Here is an 18,923-nt window from a genome sequence, read left to right as displayed (position 1 = left end):
CGAACATTCAAACTCTCAGATTTTGGAACATAAAAAGGGGAGAATTTATTAAATAACATCCATCAAACAGCTAATAAACAATGATTTAAATTCAAACGCAGGGTTCTTTTTTTATTATTATATTTGGAAACTTAGAAACTTTCTAGAATTTTTATGGAAACCCAAAAATATACTCCAACCAATAAGGTAAGAATCGTAACTGCGGCCTCTTTGTTTGACGGCCATGATGCTGCGATTAATATTATGCGTCGTGTTATCCAGGGAACGGGATGCGAAGTGATCCATTTAGGACACGATAAATCGGCAGAGGAAGTTGTAAATACAGCAATCCAGGAAGATGCCAATGCTATTGCATTAACTTCATATCAGGGTGGTCACAATGAATATTTCAAATATATCTATGACCTGTTGAGAGAGAAAAATTCCCCGCAGATCAAAATTTTTGGCGGCGGCGGCGGTGTTATTCTGCCGGAAGAGATCAAAGATCTGATGTCTTATGGAATCGACAGGATTTATTCTCCTGATGACGGCCGTGAGCTTGGTTTACAGGGAATGATTGATGATCTGGTACACAGATCGGATTTTGCTACAGGAAAAGATGTGACGGCAAAAGATCTTGATCATATCAGCTTTGAAAACCCATCCAGTATTGCACAGATTATTTCTGCTGTTGAAAATTTTTCTGATGAAAAACCTGAATTGGTAAAAGCCATCGATGAAAAATCAAAGGATATGAATATTCCGATTATCGGGATCACGGGTACCGGAGGTGCCGGAAAATCTTCTTTGACAGATGAGCTTGTAAGACGCTTTTTACGTTCCAATACGGATAAAAAAATTGCGATCATCTCTATTGACCCTTCGAAAAAGAAAACAGGAGGCGCTTTATTGGGAGATAGAATCCGTATGAATGCAATCAATGATCCGAGAGTCTATATGCGTTCTATGGCTACCAGAGAAAATAACGTTTCTGTATCTCCATTTATCCATTCTGCATTAAATGTCTTAAAGCTTGCTCATCCTGATGTAATTATTCTTGAGACTTCAGGGATCGGACAGTCAGGATCGGAGGTTTCTGATTTTGCGGATGTTTCCATGTATGTAATGACTCCTGAATATGGAGCTTCCACACAGCTGGAAAAAATCGACATGTTAGATTATGCAGATCTTGTTGCTTTAAATAAATCTGATAAACGTGGTGCTCTTGATGCGCTTCAGGCGGTAAGAAAACAATTCCAGAGAAACCATCTTCTTTGGGAGAGCCCATTGGAGGATATGCCTGTATATGCAACAAAAGCCTCTCAGTTCAATGATCACGGAACAACTGAATTATATAACAGACTGGTTTCGAAAGTAAATGATAAATTCGCGGATCTGCGGTTAAATACTTTCGTAGAACAGGAAATTACGGACGAAGTAACGATCATCCCTCCAAAAAGGGTACGTTACCTTTCTGAAATTGTTGAAAACAACAAACACTATGATGCTGCCGTTGAAAAGCAGGCTGAACTAGCCAGAACCTTGTATCATATTGAAGGGGTAAAAAATATCATTTCCAATGAAGCTTTAGATGCTGAATATCAAAAAGCAGAAAAAGAGCTTCAACAGGAAAACATTGATTTCCTGAAAACATGGGATGACACGAAAAAAGCTTTCCATGCAGAGTTTTATTCTTATTTTGTAAGAGGAAAGGAAATTAAGGTTGAAACCTCAACAGAATCTTTATCTCATTTGAGAATCCCCAAAATTGCATTGCCAAAATATAATGACTGGGGTGATCTCATCAAATGGAAAAGTCAGGAAAACCTTCCGGGAAGCTTCCCTTATACTGCAGGAATTTATCCGTTCAAAAGAACCGGTGAAGATCCTACAAGAATGTTTGCAGGAGAAGGAGGCCCTGAAAGAACCAACAGAAGGTTCCACTACGTTTCTGCGGAAATGCCGGCAAAACGTTTATCAACAGCTTTCGACTCTGTAACATTATACGGACAGGATCCGGCTTTACCACCGGATATTTACGGTAAAATCGGAAATGCCGGAGTTTCTATCGCTACATTAGACGATGCGAAAAAGCTTTATTCAGGATTTGATCTTGTAAATGCTCTGACATCCGTTTCTATGACAATCAACGGCCCTGCTCCTATGCTCTTAGCTTTCTTTATGAATGCTGCCATTGATCAGAATGTTGAAAAATATATCAAAGAAAATGGTTTAGAAGCTAAAGTAGAAGCTAAGCTTAAAGAAAAGTTTGACGATAAAGGCTTAGAAAGACCAAAATACAACGGCGAACTTCCTCCATCCAATAATGGTTTAGGGTTACAGCTTTTAGGCTTAACCGGTGACGAAGTAATTCCTGCTGATGTTTATGCAGAAATTAAAGCTAAAACGATTGCTACCGTTCGAGGTACCGTTCAGGCCGATATTTTAAAAGAAGACCAGGCACAGAATACCTGTATCTTCTCTACTGAATTTGCCTTAAGATTAATGGGTGATGTTCAGGAATATTTTATCAGAGAAAAAGTGAGAAACTTCTATTCTGTTTCTATTTCAGGATACCATATTGCAGAAGCTGGAGCAAATCCTGTTTCTCAGCTTGCCTTTACCCTGGCCAATGGTTTCACTTATGTGGAATATTATCTAAGCCGTGGAATGGATATCAATGATTTTGCGCCTAACTTATCTTTCTTCTTCTCTAATGGTATTGATCCTGAATACTCAGTAATCGGACGTGTAGCAAGAAGAATCTGGGCAAAAGCTATGAAACTGAAATACGGCGCTGATGAAAGAAGCCAGATGTTGAAATACCATATTCAAACTTCAGGACGTTCATTACACGCTCAGGAAATTGATTTCAATGATATCAGAACAACGCTTCAGGCGCTTTATGCAATCTATGACAATTGTAATTCTCTTCATACCAATGCTTATGATGAAGCTATTACCACGCCTACTGAGCAGTCTGTAAGAAGAGCAATGGCTATTCAGTTGATCATTAACAAAGAATTAGGATTGGCTAAAAACGAAAATCCACTTCAGGGATCATTCATCATTGAAGAATTAACAGATCTTGTGGAAGAAGCTGTATATACGGAATTCGACAGAATCACTGAAAGAGGTGGTGTTCTTGGAGCTATGGAAACCATGTACCAACGTTCGAAAATTCAGGAAGAATCTATGCACTACGAATGGCTGAAGCATACCGGAGAATATCCGATCATCGGGGTGAATACATTCCTTGGAAAAGACGGTTCTCCTACTGTACTTCCCGGAGAGGTTATCCGTTCTACGGAAGAAGAGAAGCAGGCGCAAATCGAGTCTCTTCATAACTTCCAGAAAGCAAACGATCATCAGTCTGAAGAAGCTTTGAGACAACTTCAGCATGCAGCAATCAACCAGCAAAACTTGTTCGAAGTAATGATGGATGCTGTAAAATATTGTTCTTTAGGACAAATTACCAATGCTTTATTTGAAGTAGGTGGTAAGTACAGAAGAAATATGTAAGCCTTTAGTCATACAGACGTTTTATAAATTAAACCTCAAAGAATGTCTTTGAGGTTTTTTGTTGTCATAAATAACAAACCCGCAGATGATTTCCGCGGGTTTAAATTAAAAATAATGATAACCATTTATTTCTTATTGAAGTCTCCTGCAAAAACAGAAGTCAGTTTATCTTCACTGATGTATTTTCTCAGTATGTCATTTACCTGACCTACTTTTAAGGCTGAAACCTTAGCTTCCAATGTATCATAATCTTCTAAAGAAATACCATATTGAAGCTGGTTGTTAACAAGCCCCATCAAGGTATCATCATTTCCAAGACCTGTTTTTCTTGAAGTTAGCCATGAGTTCAGGTTTGATTTTAATTCATCTTCACCAAATCCTTCTTTCACCACTTTATTAATCTCCTCTTTCAATGCTTTGTTCACCGCATCTTTCTTGGTAGGATTAAAGAATGCATACCAGTTCCATGATGCGACATTATTGTCTGAAGGAACATTGATATATGAACCTGCGCCATAGCTGATTCCTTCTTTCTCCCGCAGCCTTATTGGAATTCTTGAAGTCAGGAACCCACCGCTTCCCAACATTTCGTTTGCAATAACCAATGCCGGATAGTCAGGACTTTTCTTATCCATTGAAAAGCTTATTTTTCCAACAGCCGCACCGTTTTCCTTATCCGGCGTTATATAATCTTTATCCAGTTTTTTTGTAGCAAAAAGTTCAGGCTTGATCAGGTCATAACCAGATTTTGAATTCCATTTTCCGAATGTATTTTCCATTAATGTAGAAGCTGTTTTAGAGTCCAGATCACCAATCATAGTTCCTACACCATTATTACTACCTAAAATTTTGTTGTAAAAATCAACCAGTTCCTGTCTCTTGATTGATTTATTGGTCTCAATCTGCTCCTTGAATGATGGTGTATAGAAAATGCTTTCTTTAGGATAGTTTTGTGTAACTTTTTCAATTTCAGTAAAGGCCAATGCCTGAGGATCATTCAATGACCCTTCCAGATAGGTGTTGTATTCATTAACCGTTTTTGCCAATTCCGTTTCAGGGAAGCTTGATTCTGTAAGGATTTCCTTCATCAATCCCATTACTTTTGGCAGGTGTTCTTTATAAGTACTTACACTGGCATATAAAGTTTGTCCTCGGAATGAAAAACCAATATTAGATTTCCACTGATCCAGCATATCCTGAATCTGCTCTTTTGTATGGGATTTTGTTCCGGTTTTCATAACCTGGGCCATCAGGGCACCTATTTGTGCCTTCCCGTTCAGATCTTTTGCATTACTTACAGGGAAACGGAAACTTCCCAATATTTTTCCTCCTTTAATTTCTTTTTTAATAACACCATATCTCATTCCGTTGCTTAGCTTGCCTTCGGAAAGATTCGCTTTTAAATTTTTGATACTTGCTTCGAAAGGTGCCACTTCTTTTTCAAGAGCTTTTCCTTTATAATCTTTCGTTAAAGCAGCAATCTGATCATCGGAATATTCAATATTCTTAACTCTTATTTCATCTTTTGTAGGAACAAATATCCCTACTGTTCTGTTATTCGTTTTAAAATATTTATCTGCAGCTCTTTGAACGTCTGCTAACGTCAGCTTTTCAACATTATCACGATACATCATTCCCAGTTTATATCCGCCTGCTCCTACAATTTCCGTTAAGCTGATCGCAAAATTAATGGTATTGTTCTTTGTATTTTCAATCTGCTTTAAGATCTTGGCTTTTGCTCTTGTAACATCCTGCTCTGTATATTTAATGGCGGAAATTTTATCCAATTCGGTTCTGAAGTCGTTTTCTACAGCCTTCACATCCTTATCTGCGGGAACTTCCAACCCGAAATACATATATGCTGCATCTCTTACTGTTGGCTGATATGAATAAATGGAAGCAGCCTTATGAGAATCAATCATTGCTTTGTACAGATATCCGGAAGGATCTGACGTTAAAATTTCCGATAATGCATCCAGCGCTGCATAATCTTTGTCCGCATAAGGTGCAGTATGATACAATGCTCCCACAATCTTACTGTCTCCCGAACGTTTCAATTCTATAAAACGCTCTCCATCCTGAGCCGGTTCAACGGTGTAGGTCTGATCCAGCACCCTTGAAGGTCTAGGAATCACTGAAAAATATTGAGTAATATAATTAATTGCCTGTTTTTCATCAAACTTACCTGCTACAACAAGAGTAGCATTATCCGGCTGGTAATGTTTTTCATAGAACTTTCTTAATGTAGGAGCTTTTACTCTTTCAATATCTTCTTTACTTCCGATGGTACTGTTTCCGTAATTATGCCATAAATAAGCTGTTGAAACAATACGTTCCATCAATACTGATCCGGGATTATTTTCCCCTATCTCAAACTCATTTCTTACTACAGAAAATTCCTTATCAAGATCGGTTTGAAGAATCGTGGCATTAATCATTCTGTCCGCTTCCATTTCCAACGCCCATTTCAGATTGTCATCACTAGAAGGGAAGATTTCATAATAATTCGTTCTGTCATACCAGGTAGTTCCATTGGCATCTCCACCTTTATCTGAAAGTTGTTTTTTTATATCCCCCAACTTTTTGGTACTTTTAAACAGCATATGTTCCAGCAGGTGTGCCATCCCTTTTTCTCCATATCCTTCATGTTTTGAACCTACATTATAAATGATGTTCACCACCATATTACTCTGTGAAGCGTCAGGGATCAGAAGGACTTTCATTCCGTTGTTTAATGAATATTCTTTTACTCCTTCTGTGTTACTTATAAACTTAGGGCTTTCTGCTTTTTGTGCAAGAACGGGACTCACTGCTCCTGTTAGAAAAAAGGCGGCTGTTCCCAATAGTAAATTCTTCATTTGATTTTATTTAGTTTTTTCTTTTTAAATTTACTACTTTTTAACAACTAGATCACTTTTATAGGATTTTTTTAAAAATTATATAAAGCTATTGATTATATACACGTAAGCGCATCACTTTAAATGAAACCAAAAGCCTTATTCAACTGGAGCAGCGGAAAAGATTCTGCTCTTGCTCTTTACAAAACCTTGCAGGAGGATCAATACGAAGTTACTACCCTTCTTACGAGCATCAATAAAGAGTTTCAAAGAATATCCATGCACGGGGTTCATGTTTCTCTTCTGGAAAAACAGGCGGAAAGTATAGGCATACCTCTTGTTAAAATGGAGCTTCCAAAAGAACCATCTATGGAAGAATATCAGGAGATCATGGATAAAACCATATCGGAAATTAAGGCTAGCGGCATCACCCATTCTATTTTTGGAGATATTTTTCTGGAAGATCTCCGAAAATACCGGGAAGAACAATTAAACGCTATCGGAATGAGTGCTGTTTTTCCTCTTTGGAAACAAAATACTTCCAGCCTCATCCATGAGTTTTTAAATCTTGGCTTTAAAACGATTGTTACCTGTGTGAATGGAAATTACCTGGATAAAGGTTTTGCCGGGCGGATTATAGATGAACAATTCCTGAATGAACTTCCTGACCATGTGGACCCCTGCGGAGAAAACGGCGAGTTTCATACTTTTACTTTTGACGGGCCTCTTTTTAAACATCCGATTCATTTTGAAATTGGGGAAACGGTAAAGAAAACCTATCCAAAGCCCAAAACAGATAAGCAAGACAAAGGTGGAGAATATATTTTCTGGTTCAGTGATTTAATTTTACAATAAGCCTGAATATTCCGGTATGTATAAAATATATTATATACTCAACATTTTATGATTTTTTTACATCTGAGGAAAATCAACATACTATCAATATTATTTTTATAGAAAAAAGCAGACACCTTATATACTTTCCTGTTTATTGTAATGATATTCAGATCTAACCTTTAACAGACATTAAGAGTTTTTTCCTATTTTTGAGGAGCAATGTTGCTGAAATTTTACCCTCAAACACAAAATGGCTTTAAAAAATTTTCCTATTATTTCATTTCTATTTCTTTTGATCACTTTAGCTTCTTGTAAAAACGAACCAGCAAAAACGATCAGAATCATCAATAAAAATGCAGTTATTGATTCTACAATTACAGCTTTTCAGAAAACACTTTTGCAGCAGCAGCTTGATTCAACCTTTAAAAAATATCATTTCAATGGAAGTATTGCTGTTTTTAAAGATTCTCTGCCATTATACATAAGAGAAAATGGATATTCCGATTTTAAAAGAAAAACAAAAATTGACAGCAACACTATTTTTGCAATTGGTTCTGTAAGTAAGCAGTTCACTGCTGTTTTGGTTTTATTACAAATGGAGCAGGGGAAGCTGAATGTCACAGATAAAGTCTCAAAATATTTAAAGGAATTCCGTATTAAAGAATATGAAGATATTACCATCCATCAGTTGTTGAATCATACTTCAGGATTAAATTTATTCGGAGGAAAGCTGATGTTTAAGAGCGGAACGGATTTCTTCTATTCCAATGACGGATTTAATGCACTCGGAAAAATTGTGGAAACCGTATCCGGAAAGTCTTATGACGAAAATGTACAGGAGCTTTTTAAAAAGGCAGGAATGAAGCATTCTTCTACCGGAGATATTTTTAAAGGGAATAATTTTGCAGGAGCTTATCTGGGAACTCCGCTTAAATTTCAGGAAGTGCCCAATATGCCCAAAAGATTAGGCGGAAAGGAGATTGGAACTCCCGCAGGAGGTGTATTATCTACCATACAAGATCTTCATTTATGGAATAATGCTCTTTATGGAGGCAAGATTTTAAAACCCGAAACATTGAAACTCTTTATGGCTAAAAGTGCAGAAAGACGACATGCTATCTTAGGAAAAATGGGTTACGCCTATGGAATTATGCTGAATATCGGTAAACCTAATTCTTATTTTCATAGTGGCTATGTGAAAGGTTCTCCTTCTTTAAATATTTATTATCCTGATACAAAAACATCAGTGATCATTCTGTCCAATATTGCAGATGAAGAAAAAGGTAAGGCTGCTATCTTCAAACCGCATATTGAAGTGAAAAAGATCACGGATCACCTTGAAAATACTTTGGCTGAAATGAAATCAGGACACTAACCCTCCTTTTTTCAAACCCATTCTTCATCATTTTTTGTTAAAATATATTATCCACGATAACTTCGAAGTTAAATATTGTTAGCCTCGATATGGAACCTATACCTAAACTCCAAAACACAACTGCTTCAAAGTAATGAATGCTTGGTATTACCGTTTCTTATCTTAAGCAATTATTACTAGACTTATTTTATCCACCAGTTCGCCAAGTCGATAGGGCTTCTAAGAGCTTCCTTTTAAAAACCCTTTCATTTATTCAATAATATGTGAATAAGATATTTTTATATTCTGTTATTATTATGATTTTCAAAATGAATAATCAGAATAATAGTACTTACTGCTCAACTTATAAATACTCCGCCACATTGTATTTTAAATCGTATGATATTGCCTTTCCTTTAAAATATTATAGCTTATAATTTTCAATAACAATTATTAATCAGCTCTAAACATTTACTAACGTGTATATCCTCGCAAATTTAAGTCTGATCAACTAATTTTAGTTCAACAATTTGGATAAGGCCTTATCTCACAAGCAAATTGTAACAGTCTTTAAATTATTAACACAAAAAATTATTTTCGAGCTTATGAAAAAAGTATTTATTTTTCTATCCGGCTATCTCAGTATGATAGGGGTAGTGAACGCGCAAAGTCAACAAAATTTATGCACGGCTTCTGCCAATAGTATAACATCCTATCTGGCATTAGGTGAATATGGAACAACGGACGGATCTTTTGGAGTCTCAACTTATGAAAGCGTCCCTTATTCACAGCTTCCAGAAGCTGGAGCTATAGATTATGGTTATCATGAGGTTCAGATTCATCCTGGAGTTATGAGGAATGATCAGAATCTGGTTGCTTACTGGAATGCCTGGATCGATTTCAACCAGGATGGTGTCTTCCAGGCTAATGAAAAGCTTCCTCAGTTCAAGACCTACAATACGAATAATAATCAAAACAGATTTAATATCAATATTCCAAAGTCTGCTAAACTGGGAACCGCTAAAATGAGAATTATTATGAACCTTGATAATTATTCTGAAAGCTGTGGTACAATTGCCAACGGATCTGTAGTAGATACCAATATTACAATTGTTGCCAATCCGAATATTTCTGTTCCTACAGGATTTAATGCCAGCGAGGTTACAACGAATTCTGTTAAACTAAACTGGAACCATAGCAATGATGGATCGAGATATTACATTGTAGATGCAGATAAAGAAGACGGAAGGCTTTCAGACTCCAACTCAGGAACCATTGGCCGTCTGGATTTTGTAAAAGCTGTTGTGGATAATCAATCTAGCACTGAAATTAAAAACCTTACTCCAAATAAGACTTATTCTTTCAGAATTGCAAAATCAGATCCTAGAACCGGAAAAATATCGGATTATTCTGAAGTATTAACTGTTAAAACACGTGCTTCGAGAGAAATTCAAGCCAGAGTATATCCAAATCCAACTTCTGACTTTGTGAATATACAATCTGACTATACTATTGTAAGTGCTGTACTTTACAGAATGGATGCCTCAAGATCTGTAGTTAATGTTGCATTAGATAACAATAGGCTAGATCTTAGAGGACAGCAGCCTGGACTCTATTTCTTAGTAGTTAAAACGGCTGGTTCTCCTTACAATACATCTACATTCATCCGAAAAAATTAATATCTGATAGAATAAATCTACTAGATATAACTTTCTCATTTTTATATTATGTGGTGGTGAAGGGAAAGAACATATTTTGTTCTTTCCCTTCCATTTTTATCAGATAATGTATGGATATTTCAAAGGTAAAATTTTAATTTGCAATATGAAAAAACTCTATTTCATAGCGATTTATCCTCCTCAGGAAATTATTGAAGAAGTAAAAGTCTTTAAAAGAGATCTCGCTGTAAATTATGGTAACTCCAAAGCATTAAAAAATGATGCCCACATTACACTTTTCCCTCCTTTTTCCAGAGAAAGTGAACTGGAAGGTGATATTCATACGGCATTCCAGAAAATTGATACCTCACTGGAACCTTTTGAACTTGAGATCAATGGTTTTGGGAGTTTCCCTAATCCTAAAAACCCGGTGATTTTTGTTCAGCCGGAAGCCCATCCGGCTTTAACTGAACTTTATGAAAACGTAAAACAACAGTTCAACTTTATGAAATATTCTTTCAATCCGCATATCACAGTAGGATACAGAGACCTCAGCTGGGATAACTACCTTAAAGCATGGGAAGTTTACAAGGAAAAAGATTATAAAACGAAATTCTTAGTTGATAAAATTATATTGTTACGCCATGATGGAAGATGGCTTCCTATTATGGAGAAAAAACTGAAAAAATAAAATCGGCTGCGTGAGCCGATTTTAAATTCAAGTTATTCTTTTATGATCTTCTGAGAAATGATCAGATTTTTGTTTTCTATGACATTCAACAGATAAGTTCCTGACGGAAAATCTTTAATATCTACCCTGATTGCAGCCGGATCTTTTAAATCAAATCTGCCCGGGATCAGTTTTCCTGAAGCATCATATATTTCAACTTTCACATCCTTTGAAAAGTCTTTTTTGCCTTTGACGTAAAATTCTCCAATTGTCGGATTCGGATAGATACTGAATCTTCTTTCTTCTGCTTTTACTTCAGAAAGTTTAAGAGTCGATTTATTCAAGGTCCAGGAAACATTGGTCACATGAAGGGTACTGTGATTATCTACTTTCAAAAGTGGATTATCATCTACTACGGAAAAGTTCAAGGTATTATTCCCCGTATTAAGCTGTGATGGGCTAATGGTAACTGAATTTCCTGTTGCCGCAAGGGCTGTACCGTTTAAGGTCCAGGAATTGATCAAAGTATTAGGAACCGGAAGAATTTCATTCACTGTAAACGTAACATCTGCCGCTGCATCTACCGAAGTATTATTAGCAGGAACAAAAGAATCTACCGGAGACACCAGTGAATGAATTTTTTCAATAATTGCTTCTTTACACACAGAACAGAATTGCTGATTGAGATACCTCATCTCACAACTCTGATGAGGTCTAAACCATGTTGGGCTTTCTGCATGAGAATAAATGCCCACATTGTTTACTCCCACCCAGTTTTTCCATTTTATTGTTGCCGGATTGGAATTCTGTGTTTTATTAGCAGATTCACCAGTACCTGCAAACCAATATTCATCGGCCAATTTTCCAAAAGAATGTCCTAATTCATGTACTACAATCTCATTGGAAGAATTATTTAAAGAAGCAAAGGCATAAGCGCCTCCACAGCCGCCATATTCAGTAGAATTCCCCAATACATAAGTGATATCGTAATCCGGAACATTGGCTGCCAGTACCTGTCCTACTTTATTGGTCGTATTACTGTAAATACATCTGTGAACACCAACATCAAAGCTAGATCCCAGATAATTATTAGGATTGGAAACAGGAATTACCGGTTCCGTAACATCAGTAGCGGTTCCCGGATGTTTTACCCCCGATTCTGTGGAAACCACTTTTACAGCATAGGCATTAAAGTAATTTTTATATTCGGTATACGGACTTTTTGTAAAAAGATAATTAATTGTAGCTTGAGCCGATGTTGTAAAAGCGGTCTGCTGAGCCGCCGTAAAGCCGTCTCCTAAAACGGCAATAATTACCCGTTTGCTATTGTCTCCGCTCTGCAAAAGAGGAACTGTTTCAAATACCTGTGCAAAACAACTGCTGCTGATTAAAAGGGATAGTAAAACTTTTTTCATCGTTGTAGTTTTTGGGTGAATACTAACTGTAATCCTGAATCTGTTGCTTTTTCAACTTTTATAAGCTGAACATTTTCGGAATAGGAAAACCTGGCACTGAACTCTGCATTCTGAAGAGATGCTTTGTGTCTGGAAATCCCATCTTTTTCATACACTTCCAACTCGGGATTCAACGGATCTTTTACAAGTTGTCGGGCAATTTCTTTCCCTCCGGATTCTGCAAGCGTGATGACAAAATCACCTTTTTGAATTTCATTTCTGTCAAAAGAAGGCATGTGTTTTAGTTTTCCGTCTGAAATTCTGCTGCTTTGAAGGATCACTTTTTCATTTCCGGATGAATTTCTATCTGCTTTGAAAAACAAATAAATAATTCGGTCATTTTTCGTTATGGCAGATGCCGAACCGGATGGATATAATTCATTCTTTTCCTGAAAACTACAGAGCAGAAAGACAGGGATCATTAACCAATTAAGTAAATTTTTCATAATCATTTTTATTTAAAGTTAATAAAGTTTTTAATCCATGCAAAGAGAAAACCTAAACAAATTACAGTTTAAGTAAAATATTAACAACCATATACTTTAATATTTAAATTTTTAAATATTTTGAGTTTTTTGTAAAAAATTTTCCCACCCTTTCAAAAGTTTAGAAAGTCCTATCTTTGAACCAATGATTCCAGAGAAAATAATTTTAGGTATTGACCCAGGTACAACGGTAATGGGATTTGGTATTATCTCCGTAAAAAAAGGTAAGATGGAGATGGTTTCTATTCATGAACTGATCTTAAAGAAATACCCTAATCACGAAACCAAACTCAAATATATTTTTGAAAGAACATTATCTCTTATCGATGAGTATCATCCTGACGAAGTAGCTCTGGAAGCCCCCTTCTATGGAAAAAATGTACAGAGTATGCTGAAACTTGGCCGTGCACAGGGTGTTGCTATGGCAGCCAGCCTGTACAGAAATATTCCCATCACGGAATATTCTCCTAAAAAAATCAAAATGGCCATCACCGGAAATGGAAATGCCAGTAAGGAACAGGTAGCCGGAATGCTTCAAAATCTTTTGAAATTAAAGGAATTTCCCACAAAATATTTGGATGCTTCCGATGGTCTCGCTGTGGCCGTGTGCCACCATTTTAATTCGGGAACCATTACGGATACAAAATCTTATTCCGGATGGGAAAGCTTTCTGAAACAGAATCCGGATAGGCTGAAGTAGTGAAATTGATATATTTAACACGTTTAAATTATTTTAAGTTCGTATCCCTCTTTCAATTCCAGGATATTTTGCAATACGTTAGCTTCTAAAGTATTTAAATCAAACGTAAGGGCTATATAAAAATTATCTTTTATATGCATTTCATTAATCTCTTGTATAGACAGTTTTATATCATCATTGATCAATAAATAATTAGATGTATTGATACACCAATTTTCATTATCACTTTTTACAGTTCCTGCCACTATTAATTTCTTTCTACTGCTTAGAGTAAATACATTGTTAATTTTAAAAAAAATCATATGATGAATCCTTTCATTTTCTTAAAATCAGATATTCTAAAAACTATATGCTGGTAGGTAAAGATATAAATGCGGTGATTTACTGAGCATGATCGTTAATAAAATCCCCGTTTCTTATTATTTATCCCCCTTCACCAACCCCTTTACCCCTAGGCAAGGGAGCATACCGGTTACTTAACTGCCTGAAGGTGGCTCATAAGTGGCCAGAGGGACTTATTGAGCGGGCTATATACTCTTGATAAATAGGTACAGAAGGTTGTGAAAGTGATTATAACAAATTGCTGAAGTAGCTAGGGATACTTATGTTAATGGTTAAAGGGATTTTTGAAGTTGTTCAAGGCACTTTAAAATGGGTTAAAAAAACAAAATCAGAATAGGAAAGGTAGTGTCTCACTAACTGTGTAAGTTAAAAAGTTATTCTGGAAAATTTTGAGCCCTTACAGCTCAAGAAATTTTTCGGAAATAACTTTTTATTATTTTTAACCATTACATAGTTATGATTGACAAAGAAGATTTACTAAATAACAAGGATTTCTGCAAGTCCTTCAAGAATGGAGAAGATTTAACCTCATTCTTTAAAGAGCTTCACAAACGAGCTGTAGAACTTGTGCTTGATGCCGAGATAATGAGAAACACCAGAAGTCCCCACTGGAAATTACCGAAACGGACACGCCAGTAAGAAAATAAAATCGTCTTTTGGAGAGTCTGAAATTAAAGTTCCAAGGGATCGTGAAGGAAGTTTTGAGCCTACATTAGTTCCCAAAAGGCACAACATTATTGATGGCTTGGAAAACATCATCATCTCATTTTATGCCAAAGGAATGAATGTGTCAGACATTGAACAACAGATCCATGAGATGTATGATTTTGAGGTTTCTAATTCTACCATATCGCGAATAACCAATGCGGTTACAAGTGAAGTGATGAGTTGGCAGAATCGTCCCCTTGAAGATCTATATCTCATTGTTTGGATGGATGGGATTGTTTTCAAGGTAAGGGAAAACTCCAAAGTCATTAATAAAACTATTTATCTGGCTGTTGGACTAAAGCGCGACGGAAGGAAAGAAGTATTGGGAATGTGGCTTGGAAAAAATGAAAGCTCAGCCTTCTGGATCAGTGTTCTCACGGATTTAAAAGCCCGTGGTGTAGAAGATATTCTCATTACCGCCACTGATAATTTAAACGGATTTACCCAGACTATACGTTCTGTGTTTCCTGAATCTCAAACTCAAATTTGTGTGGTTCATCAAATCAGAAATGCCTGTAAATATGTGGTGTGGAAGGACAGAAAAGAGTTCTCTGCCGATATGAAGCATATTTATACTGCTCCAACAAAACAAGCCGCAGAAGCAGCTCTAAATGATTTTGCAGGAAAATGGGAAAGCAAATATTCTTATGTTATCGCATCTTGGCGGAATAATTGGGATGAACTGAATATATTTTTTGAATTTCCTTTAGAGATACGTAAGATCATTTATACCACTAATTTAATTGAAAATCTTAACGGAAAAATAAGAAAATACACCAAAAACAAGATGTCTTTTCCTACCGATGATCCAGTAGTAAAGCCCGTATATCTTGCTTTGAAAGAGTCAACAAAAAAATGGACAATGCCTATTTAAAATTTGGGTATTGTTCTCAACCAATCTATGCTTATTTTTGAAAATAGGCTCAGATTATAAAATCCAAGCCTAACTTTTTAACTTACACACTTGACGAGATAGTGTCAAGTAAGGACAATATTAGATAACTGACAATTATTTTAACCCCTAACTGTCAGATCAAGTCATGGCTATTACATTTTAACATTTGTATTAATTTTAGCGCCTTTTCCCATTTTACCGTATATTCCATGGAACTCATCCCGTAGACATATCTGTTATTTAAATGAAATAATTAATGTGATGACGAAAAGTATAACATATATTAGTATAGGGTATAATGCATAATACATTTTCTCATATTCTCTTTTTATGTAGAGAATTATAAAAAATATTATAGAAACTAAAAAATTAAGTAAAACTAAAATAGGAGTAATATTGGTATGAAAATCATAATACAGTTTTCTATTCATATCATATTTAAAAATAATACGAAATGTTAAATAAATAAAGACATTTACTAAAAAAAATAATAATGGTATGTATTGAATTTTATTTTTCATTCTTATTTTTTTAATAACCAGTGTAATCAAATCCATCAAAAATTGATTTTTGATCTGCTGCAGTATCTCCAATATTCCCCCTCATTACTTCGTTTAAATTTGAGCCAAACTTAACCGTTTTTTTCAAATCCATTTAAATGCATCCACGCTCCCCACATATAATTTCCTGCATCGAATAAATTATATAAAGTATTAGAATCTCCAAATTTAAAATAATCTGCTGTTTCCACAATGGTTTCTAAATAAGGTCTTCTTCTATTACCTTCGTATTCAGGATAAGAATAGGTAGGAATCAATGTTGACATTGCAAAATCAGCTTTGTCATAAGATTCTTTTTTAGCTATTTGTAATGCAGCATATCGGTTAATCATAGTTGCGTCTTTATCTCCATTTTTAATAGCCCTATTAGCTCTTAAATTATATTGTAATGCATCAAACCCTGCGGTTTTCATAAAACCAAAAAAGCGCCCCTTTGGAATATAATTAAATAATTGATCGCCCTTTTTATATGTTCCAGATTTCAAATTAATTTTGTCAACACCCTCAGGATCATTAAAAAAAAACTGTTTCCCATTTTGGTCAAAAAATCTATTAGCTTTATTATTTTTCACAATACCTGTAATAGTTCCTTTACTATTAACAGTTATATCATCAGTTGGATTTGACGTTGGATTTGACGTTGAATTTCTAAGTTTAATAAAAGCCTGTCTTGCAGCTTCTCCTGTAAGAGCTTCTCTACCATCAGGATCAACAAACATAATAGGATTGTTAAAAGCATAATTATAAGGACTATGTCTTGTCATCTTTTCAGCTAGTGGATCAACAACACCCCATCTTCCCAAGTCAGGCATATACATTCTTGCTCCATAATCATACATCCCGCTTTCCTGCAACTCCTTACCATTGTACTTGTATTGATACATAGGATTTCCCGCCAAAGGGTTATATCCCTCATGTTTCAATCCGAATGGATAGTAATTGTTTTCCTCTAGAACTTCTATTCCGCTTCCATTATGGAAATAGCTTAATCTTACATTTCCTAAATGGTCTGTAAAATTGTAAATATACCGGTTCAGTAAGGCATCATAATAGCCTTCTGAAGTGGGGATTATTCTTAATTTTAATTCAGGAATTTCATTAGGGCCAGGTTGACAAGTACCTTCTCCATTCCACGATTCAATCCCGAATGTTGATTTATACTGGAAACCATCCAGATAATCAGTTGTTTCCGTTCCAAAAACCTTTCTTACTTTCACTCCGCCTGCTGTGTAAAGATAATCGGTTACTTTTGAGTTTTGGGTAATCTTTACCGGTAAATTTAGATAATTATATTGGATGAGGGAATAATTGTTTGAATCAGTTTATAACATAAACCCACCGCAATTGCGGTGGGTTCTTTTTTATCTGCCACAAAGTTACAAACTCCGCAGAGCAGGTACTACTTATTATTTACTGTTTTTATAATCTTTAAAATAATTTTCGTAATCATCTGGAAAAGTGTACAATAATTTTGATTCTTTATTAAAAATTAATGTAATATTAAATGGATTATAACTTAATTCTTTTATTTGACTTTTATTTAGATTTTGATAAGGTATAGGACTAAATAAAGATTTAAAAATTTTCAAAGAATCTTTTGAAACAACAGTAATTCCTTTATAAGAATATAATTTTTTATACTTTAAACCATAAGTTGCTTTACTATCCATAATTGTAATACCAATACCGAAGCTTCCATTTTTATAAAACGCCGTATCTTTTATATTCATAGATGACACTATTATAAAATATTTTTTTATATCATCTTTCTTAGAAAGTTCTATAGCATTATTCAAAATATATTCTGCATCCTTTTTACCAATTTGAGATTTACAATTAATTAAGCAAAAAATAAAAATCCCTAATAATATTATTCTTTTCATTTTGTTTTTCCTTTATAAGTTGCGTTCTTATTATCATATTGAACATATCCACCTCCCATTCTTTTGTTCAAGGCTCGACTATACAAAAATCTTGTTAAGCCTGGTATTTGCTTAAGCACTCTATCCCCTCCTTCTTTCTCGCCATCTCCATGTAAAGGATTATAACCATAACTAACTTTTCCATTCATAAACAATCCAGCAAAACCAGACGGAGCATAGCCAGTACCACTTGGATGAGAGTGTACATTTTCAGTATGGGTTCCATCTTGTATAACATGCCCTCCAAAAGCATAAGGTGCTAACATAAAGCCTGCATTATATGATTGATCAACCGAATGGTTAGTACTTATGATACTTGTGCTATAACCATCATTAAAGTTAAATGTATCTTGAGAAAATTCAACATCTGTATTTTCCGCAGCAAACTCAAAGAATTGGGTTGCCACATCATAGTTTTCTATTTGTAAATATGTATATGTTGAACTTGCGCTACCTTCACTCTCGCCACTTCCCTTTATTTCGAAAGGAAGTTTTTTAGCATCCCCAATCTGCGAATCCCCTGTCGGGTTCTTTTCTGTAACATTTGTCCGTGCAATCTTTATAGACTTAGATTCATCTTCATTGGTAATAGTATCATAAGCATTATTATCTTTTGTTCTTTCTATAGTACCATTATTAAAAATCTTAATCTTATCTTCCGCTTGTCTCCCATCCGGATCAATAAATCTAATCGGATTATTATAAGCATAAGTATATGTTGACCAACGTCTGGAAGTTTCCGCCAACGGATCGATTACACCCCATCTTCCCAAGTCAGGCATATACATTCTTGCTCCATAATCATACATCCCGCTTTCCTGCAATTCTTTGCCGTTGTACTTGTATTGATACATAGGGTTCCCTGCCAAAGGGTTATATCCCTCATGTTTCAATCCGAATGGATAGTAATTGTTTTCCTCTAGAACTTCTATTCCGCTTCCATTGTGGAAATAGCTTAATCTTACATTTCCTAAATGGTCTGTATAGTTGTAAATATACT

Annotated in this window: 14 protein-coding genes; 7 read left to right on the top strand and 7 right to left on the bottom strand. The window is 35.4% G+C overall.

Features of this window, described 5'->3' with window-relative positions; genetic code table 11:
* Positions 1 to 153 precede the first annotated feature (153 nt).
* Entirely contained in the window at positions 154 to 3,501 is a 3,348-nt protein-coding gene (locus F3J23_RS21080) for a methylmalonyl-CoA mutase family protein (protein WP_167033462.1), read from the top strand.
* Between the two features lie 125 nt (positions 3,502 to 3,626).
* On the opposite strand, the gene F3J23_RS21075 is transcribed toward F3J23_RS21080, so the two are convergent.
* A complete protein-coding gene (locus F3J23_RS21075) occupies positions 3,627 to 6,359 on the bottom strand; it encodes a M16 family metallopeptidase (RefSeq protein WP_167033460.1) in 2,733 nt (910 codons plus the stop codon).
* A 123-nt stretch (positions 6,360 to 6,482) separates the two neighbouring features.
* On the opposite strand from F3J23_RS21075, the gene F3J23_RS21070 reads away from it, so the two are divergent.
* The 4 genes from F3J23_RS21070 (at position 6,483) to F3J23_RS21055 (ending at position 10,878) form a co-directional block, all read left to right on the top strand.
* Positions 6,483 to 7,193: a diphthine--ammonia ligase gene (locus tag F3J23_RS21070; protein WP_167033458.1), complete on the top strand. Its 711-nt coding sequence runs from the start codon at positions 6,483 to 6,485 to the stop codon at positions 7,191 to 7,193.
* Between the two features lie 232 nt (positions 7,194 to 7,425).
* Complete coding sequence (locus F3J23_RS21065; protein WP_167033456.1) at positions 7,426 to 8,550, top strand: serine hydrolase domain-containing protein; 1,125 nt, start codon at positions 7,426 to 7,428, stop codon at positions 8,548 to 8,550.
* A 584-nt stretch (positions 8,551 to 9,134) separates the two neighbouring features.
* The gene (locus F3J23_RS21060; RefSeq protein WP_167033454.1) at positions 9,135 to 10,208 is read left to right on the top strand and encodes a GEVED domain-containing protein; all 1,074 of its coding nucleotides are present in this window, start codon (positions 9,135 to 9,137) and stop codon (positions 10,206 to 10,208) included.
* Between the two features lie 145 nt (positions 10,209 to 10,353).
* Entirely contained in the window at positions 10,354 to 10,878 is a 525-nt protein-coding gene (locus F3J23_RS21055; RefSeq protein WP_167033452.1) for a 2'-5' RNA ligase family protein, read from the top strand.
* A 32-nt stretch (positions 10,879 to 10,910) separates the two neighbouring features.
* Here the strand turns inward: F3J23_RS21055 and F3J23_RS21050 are convergent, their stop codons facing one another.
* Both F3J23_RS21050 and F3J23_RS21045 read right to left on the bottom strand, forming a co-directional pair.
* Positions 10,911 to 12,272: a M64 family metallopeptidase gene (locus tag F3J23_RS21050; RefSeq protein ID WP_167033450.1), complete on the bottom strand. Its 1,362-nt coding sequence runs from the start codon at positions 12,270 to 12,272 to the stop codon at positions 10,911 to 10,913.
* Entirely contained in the window at positions 12,269 to 12,757 is a 489-nt protein-coding gene (locus F3J23_RS21045; RefSeq protein WP_167033448.1) for a hypothetical protein, read from the bottom strand. The genes F3J23_RS21050 and F3J23_RS21045 overlap by 4 nt, the downstream gene beginning before the upstream one ends.
* A gap of 184 nt (positions 12,758 to 12,941) precedes the next feature.
* On the opposite strand from F3J23_RS21045, the gene ruvC reads away from it, so the two are divergent.
* Positions 12,942 to 13,496 (top strand): crossover junction endodeoxyribonuclease RuvC, encoded by a 555-nt coding sequence (gene ruvC / locus F3J23_RS21040; protein WP_167033446.1) that lies wholly within the window; start codon positions 12,942 to 12,944, stop codon positions 13,494 to 13,496.
* Between the two features lie 23 nt (positions 13,497 to 13,519).
* On the opposite strand, the gene F3J23_RS21035 is transcribed toward ruvC, so the two are convergent.
* Positions 13,520 to 13,741, bottom strand: coding sequence for a hypothetical protein (locus tag F3J23_RS21035; RefSeq protein ID WP_167033444.1), 222 nt, complete (start codon positions 13,739 to 13,741; stop codon positions 13,520 to 13,522).
* Between the two features lie 740 nt (positions 13,742 to 14,481).
* Between F3J23_RS21035 and F3J23_RS21030 the strand changes: the two genes are divergently transcribed.
* On the top strand, positions 14,482 to 15,420 hold the full coding sequence (locus tag F3J23_RS21030) for an IS256 family transposase (RefSeq protein WP_317167758.1): 939 nt from the start codon (positions 14,482 to 14,484) through the stop codon (positions 15,418 to 15,420).
* A gap of 652 nt (positions 15,421 to 16,072) precedes the next feature.
* Here the strand turns inward: F3J23_RS21030 and F3J23_RS21770 are convergent.
* From F3J23_RS21770 to F3J23_RS21015, 3 genes are all read right to left on the bottom strand, one after another.
* A complete protein-coding gene (locus tag F3J23_RS21770; protein ID WP_317167757.1) occupies positions 16,073 to 17,218 on the bottom strand; it encodes an RHS repeat-associated core domain-containing protein in 1,146 nt (381 codons plus the stop codon).
* A 189-nt stretch (positions 17,219 to 17,407) separates the two neighbouring features.
* Positions 17,408 to 17,884, bottom strand: a complete 477-nt coding sequence (locus F3J23_RS21020) for a hypothetical protein (protein ID WP_167033442.1) — start codon at positions 17,882 to 17,884, stop codon at positions 17,408 to 17,410.
* The coding region (locus F3J23_RS21015) for an RHS repeat-associated core domain-containing protein (protein ID WP_317167756.1) at positions 17,881 to 18,923 on the bottom strand (1,043 nt) is incomplete at its 5' end. The genes F3J23_RS21015 and F3J23_RS21020, both read right to left, overlap by 4 nt.

The organism is Chryseobacterium sp. Tr-659 (genome assembly GCF_011752975.1).
Classification (GTDB): domain Bacteria; phylum Bacteroidota; class Bacteroidia; order Flavobacteriales; family Weeksellaceae; genus Chryseobacterium.
The sequence above is the reverse complement of the archived record's forward strand: the minus strand, read 5'-3'. Positions and strand labels throughout refer to the sequence as shown.

Excerpts from the sequence above, each read along its gene's own strand:
- F3J23_RS21080 (WP_167033462.1), top strand. The coding sequence starts at position 154 with ATGGAAACCCAAAAATATACTCCAACCAATAAGGTAAGAATCGTAACT.
- F3J23_RS21075 (WP_167033460.1), bottom strand. The coding sequence starts at position 6,359 with ATGAAGAATTTACTATTGGGAACAGCCGCCTTTTTTCTAACAGGAGCA.
- F3J23_RS21070 (WP_167033458.1), top strand. The coding sequence starts at position 6,483 with ATGAAACCAAAAGCCTTATTCAACTGGAGCAGCGGAAAAGATTCTGCT.
- F3J23_RS21065 (WP_167033456.1), top strand. The coding sequence starts at position 7,426 with ATGGCTTTAAAAAATTTTCCTATTATTTCATTTCTATTTCTTTTGATC.
- F3J23_RS21060 (WP_167033454.1), top strand. The coding sequence starts at position 9,135 with ATGAAAAAAGTATTTATTTTTCTATCCGGCTATCTCAGTATGATAGGG.
- F3J23_RS21055 (WP_167033452.1), top strand. The coding sequence starts at position 10,354 with ATGAAAAAACTCTATTTCATAGCGATTTATCCTCCTCAGGAAATTATT.
- F3J23_RS21050 (WP_167033450.1), bottom strand. The coding sequence starts at position 12,272 with ATGAAAAAAGTTTTACTATCCCTTTTAATCAGCAGCAGTTGTTTTGCA.
- F3J23_RS21045 (WP_167033448.1), bottom strand. The coding sequence starts at position 12,757 with ATGAAAAATTTACTTAATTGGTTAATGATCCCTGTCTTTCTGCTCTGT.
- ruvC (WP_167033446.1), top strand. The coding sequence starts at position 12,942 with ATGATTCCAGAGAAAATAATTTTAGGTATTGACCCAGGTACAACGGTA.
- F3J23_RS21020 (WP_167033442.1), bottom strand. The coding sequence starts at position 17,884 with ATGAAAAGAATAATATTATTAGGGATTTTTATTTTTTGCTTAATTAAT.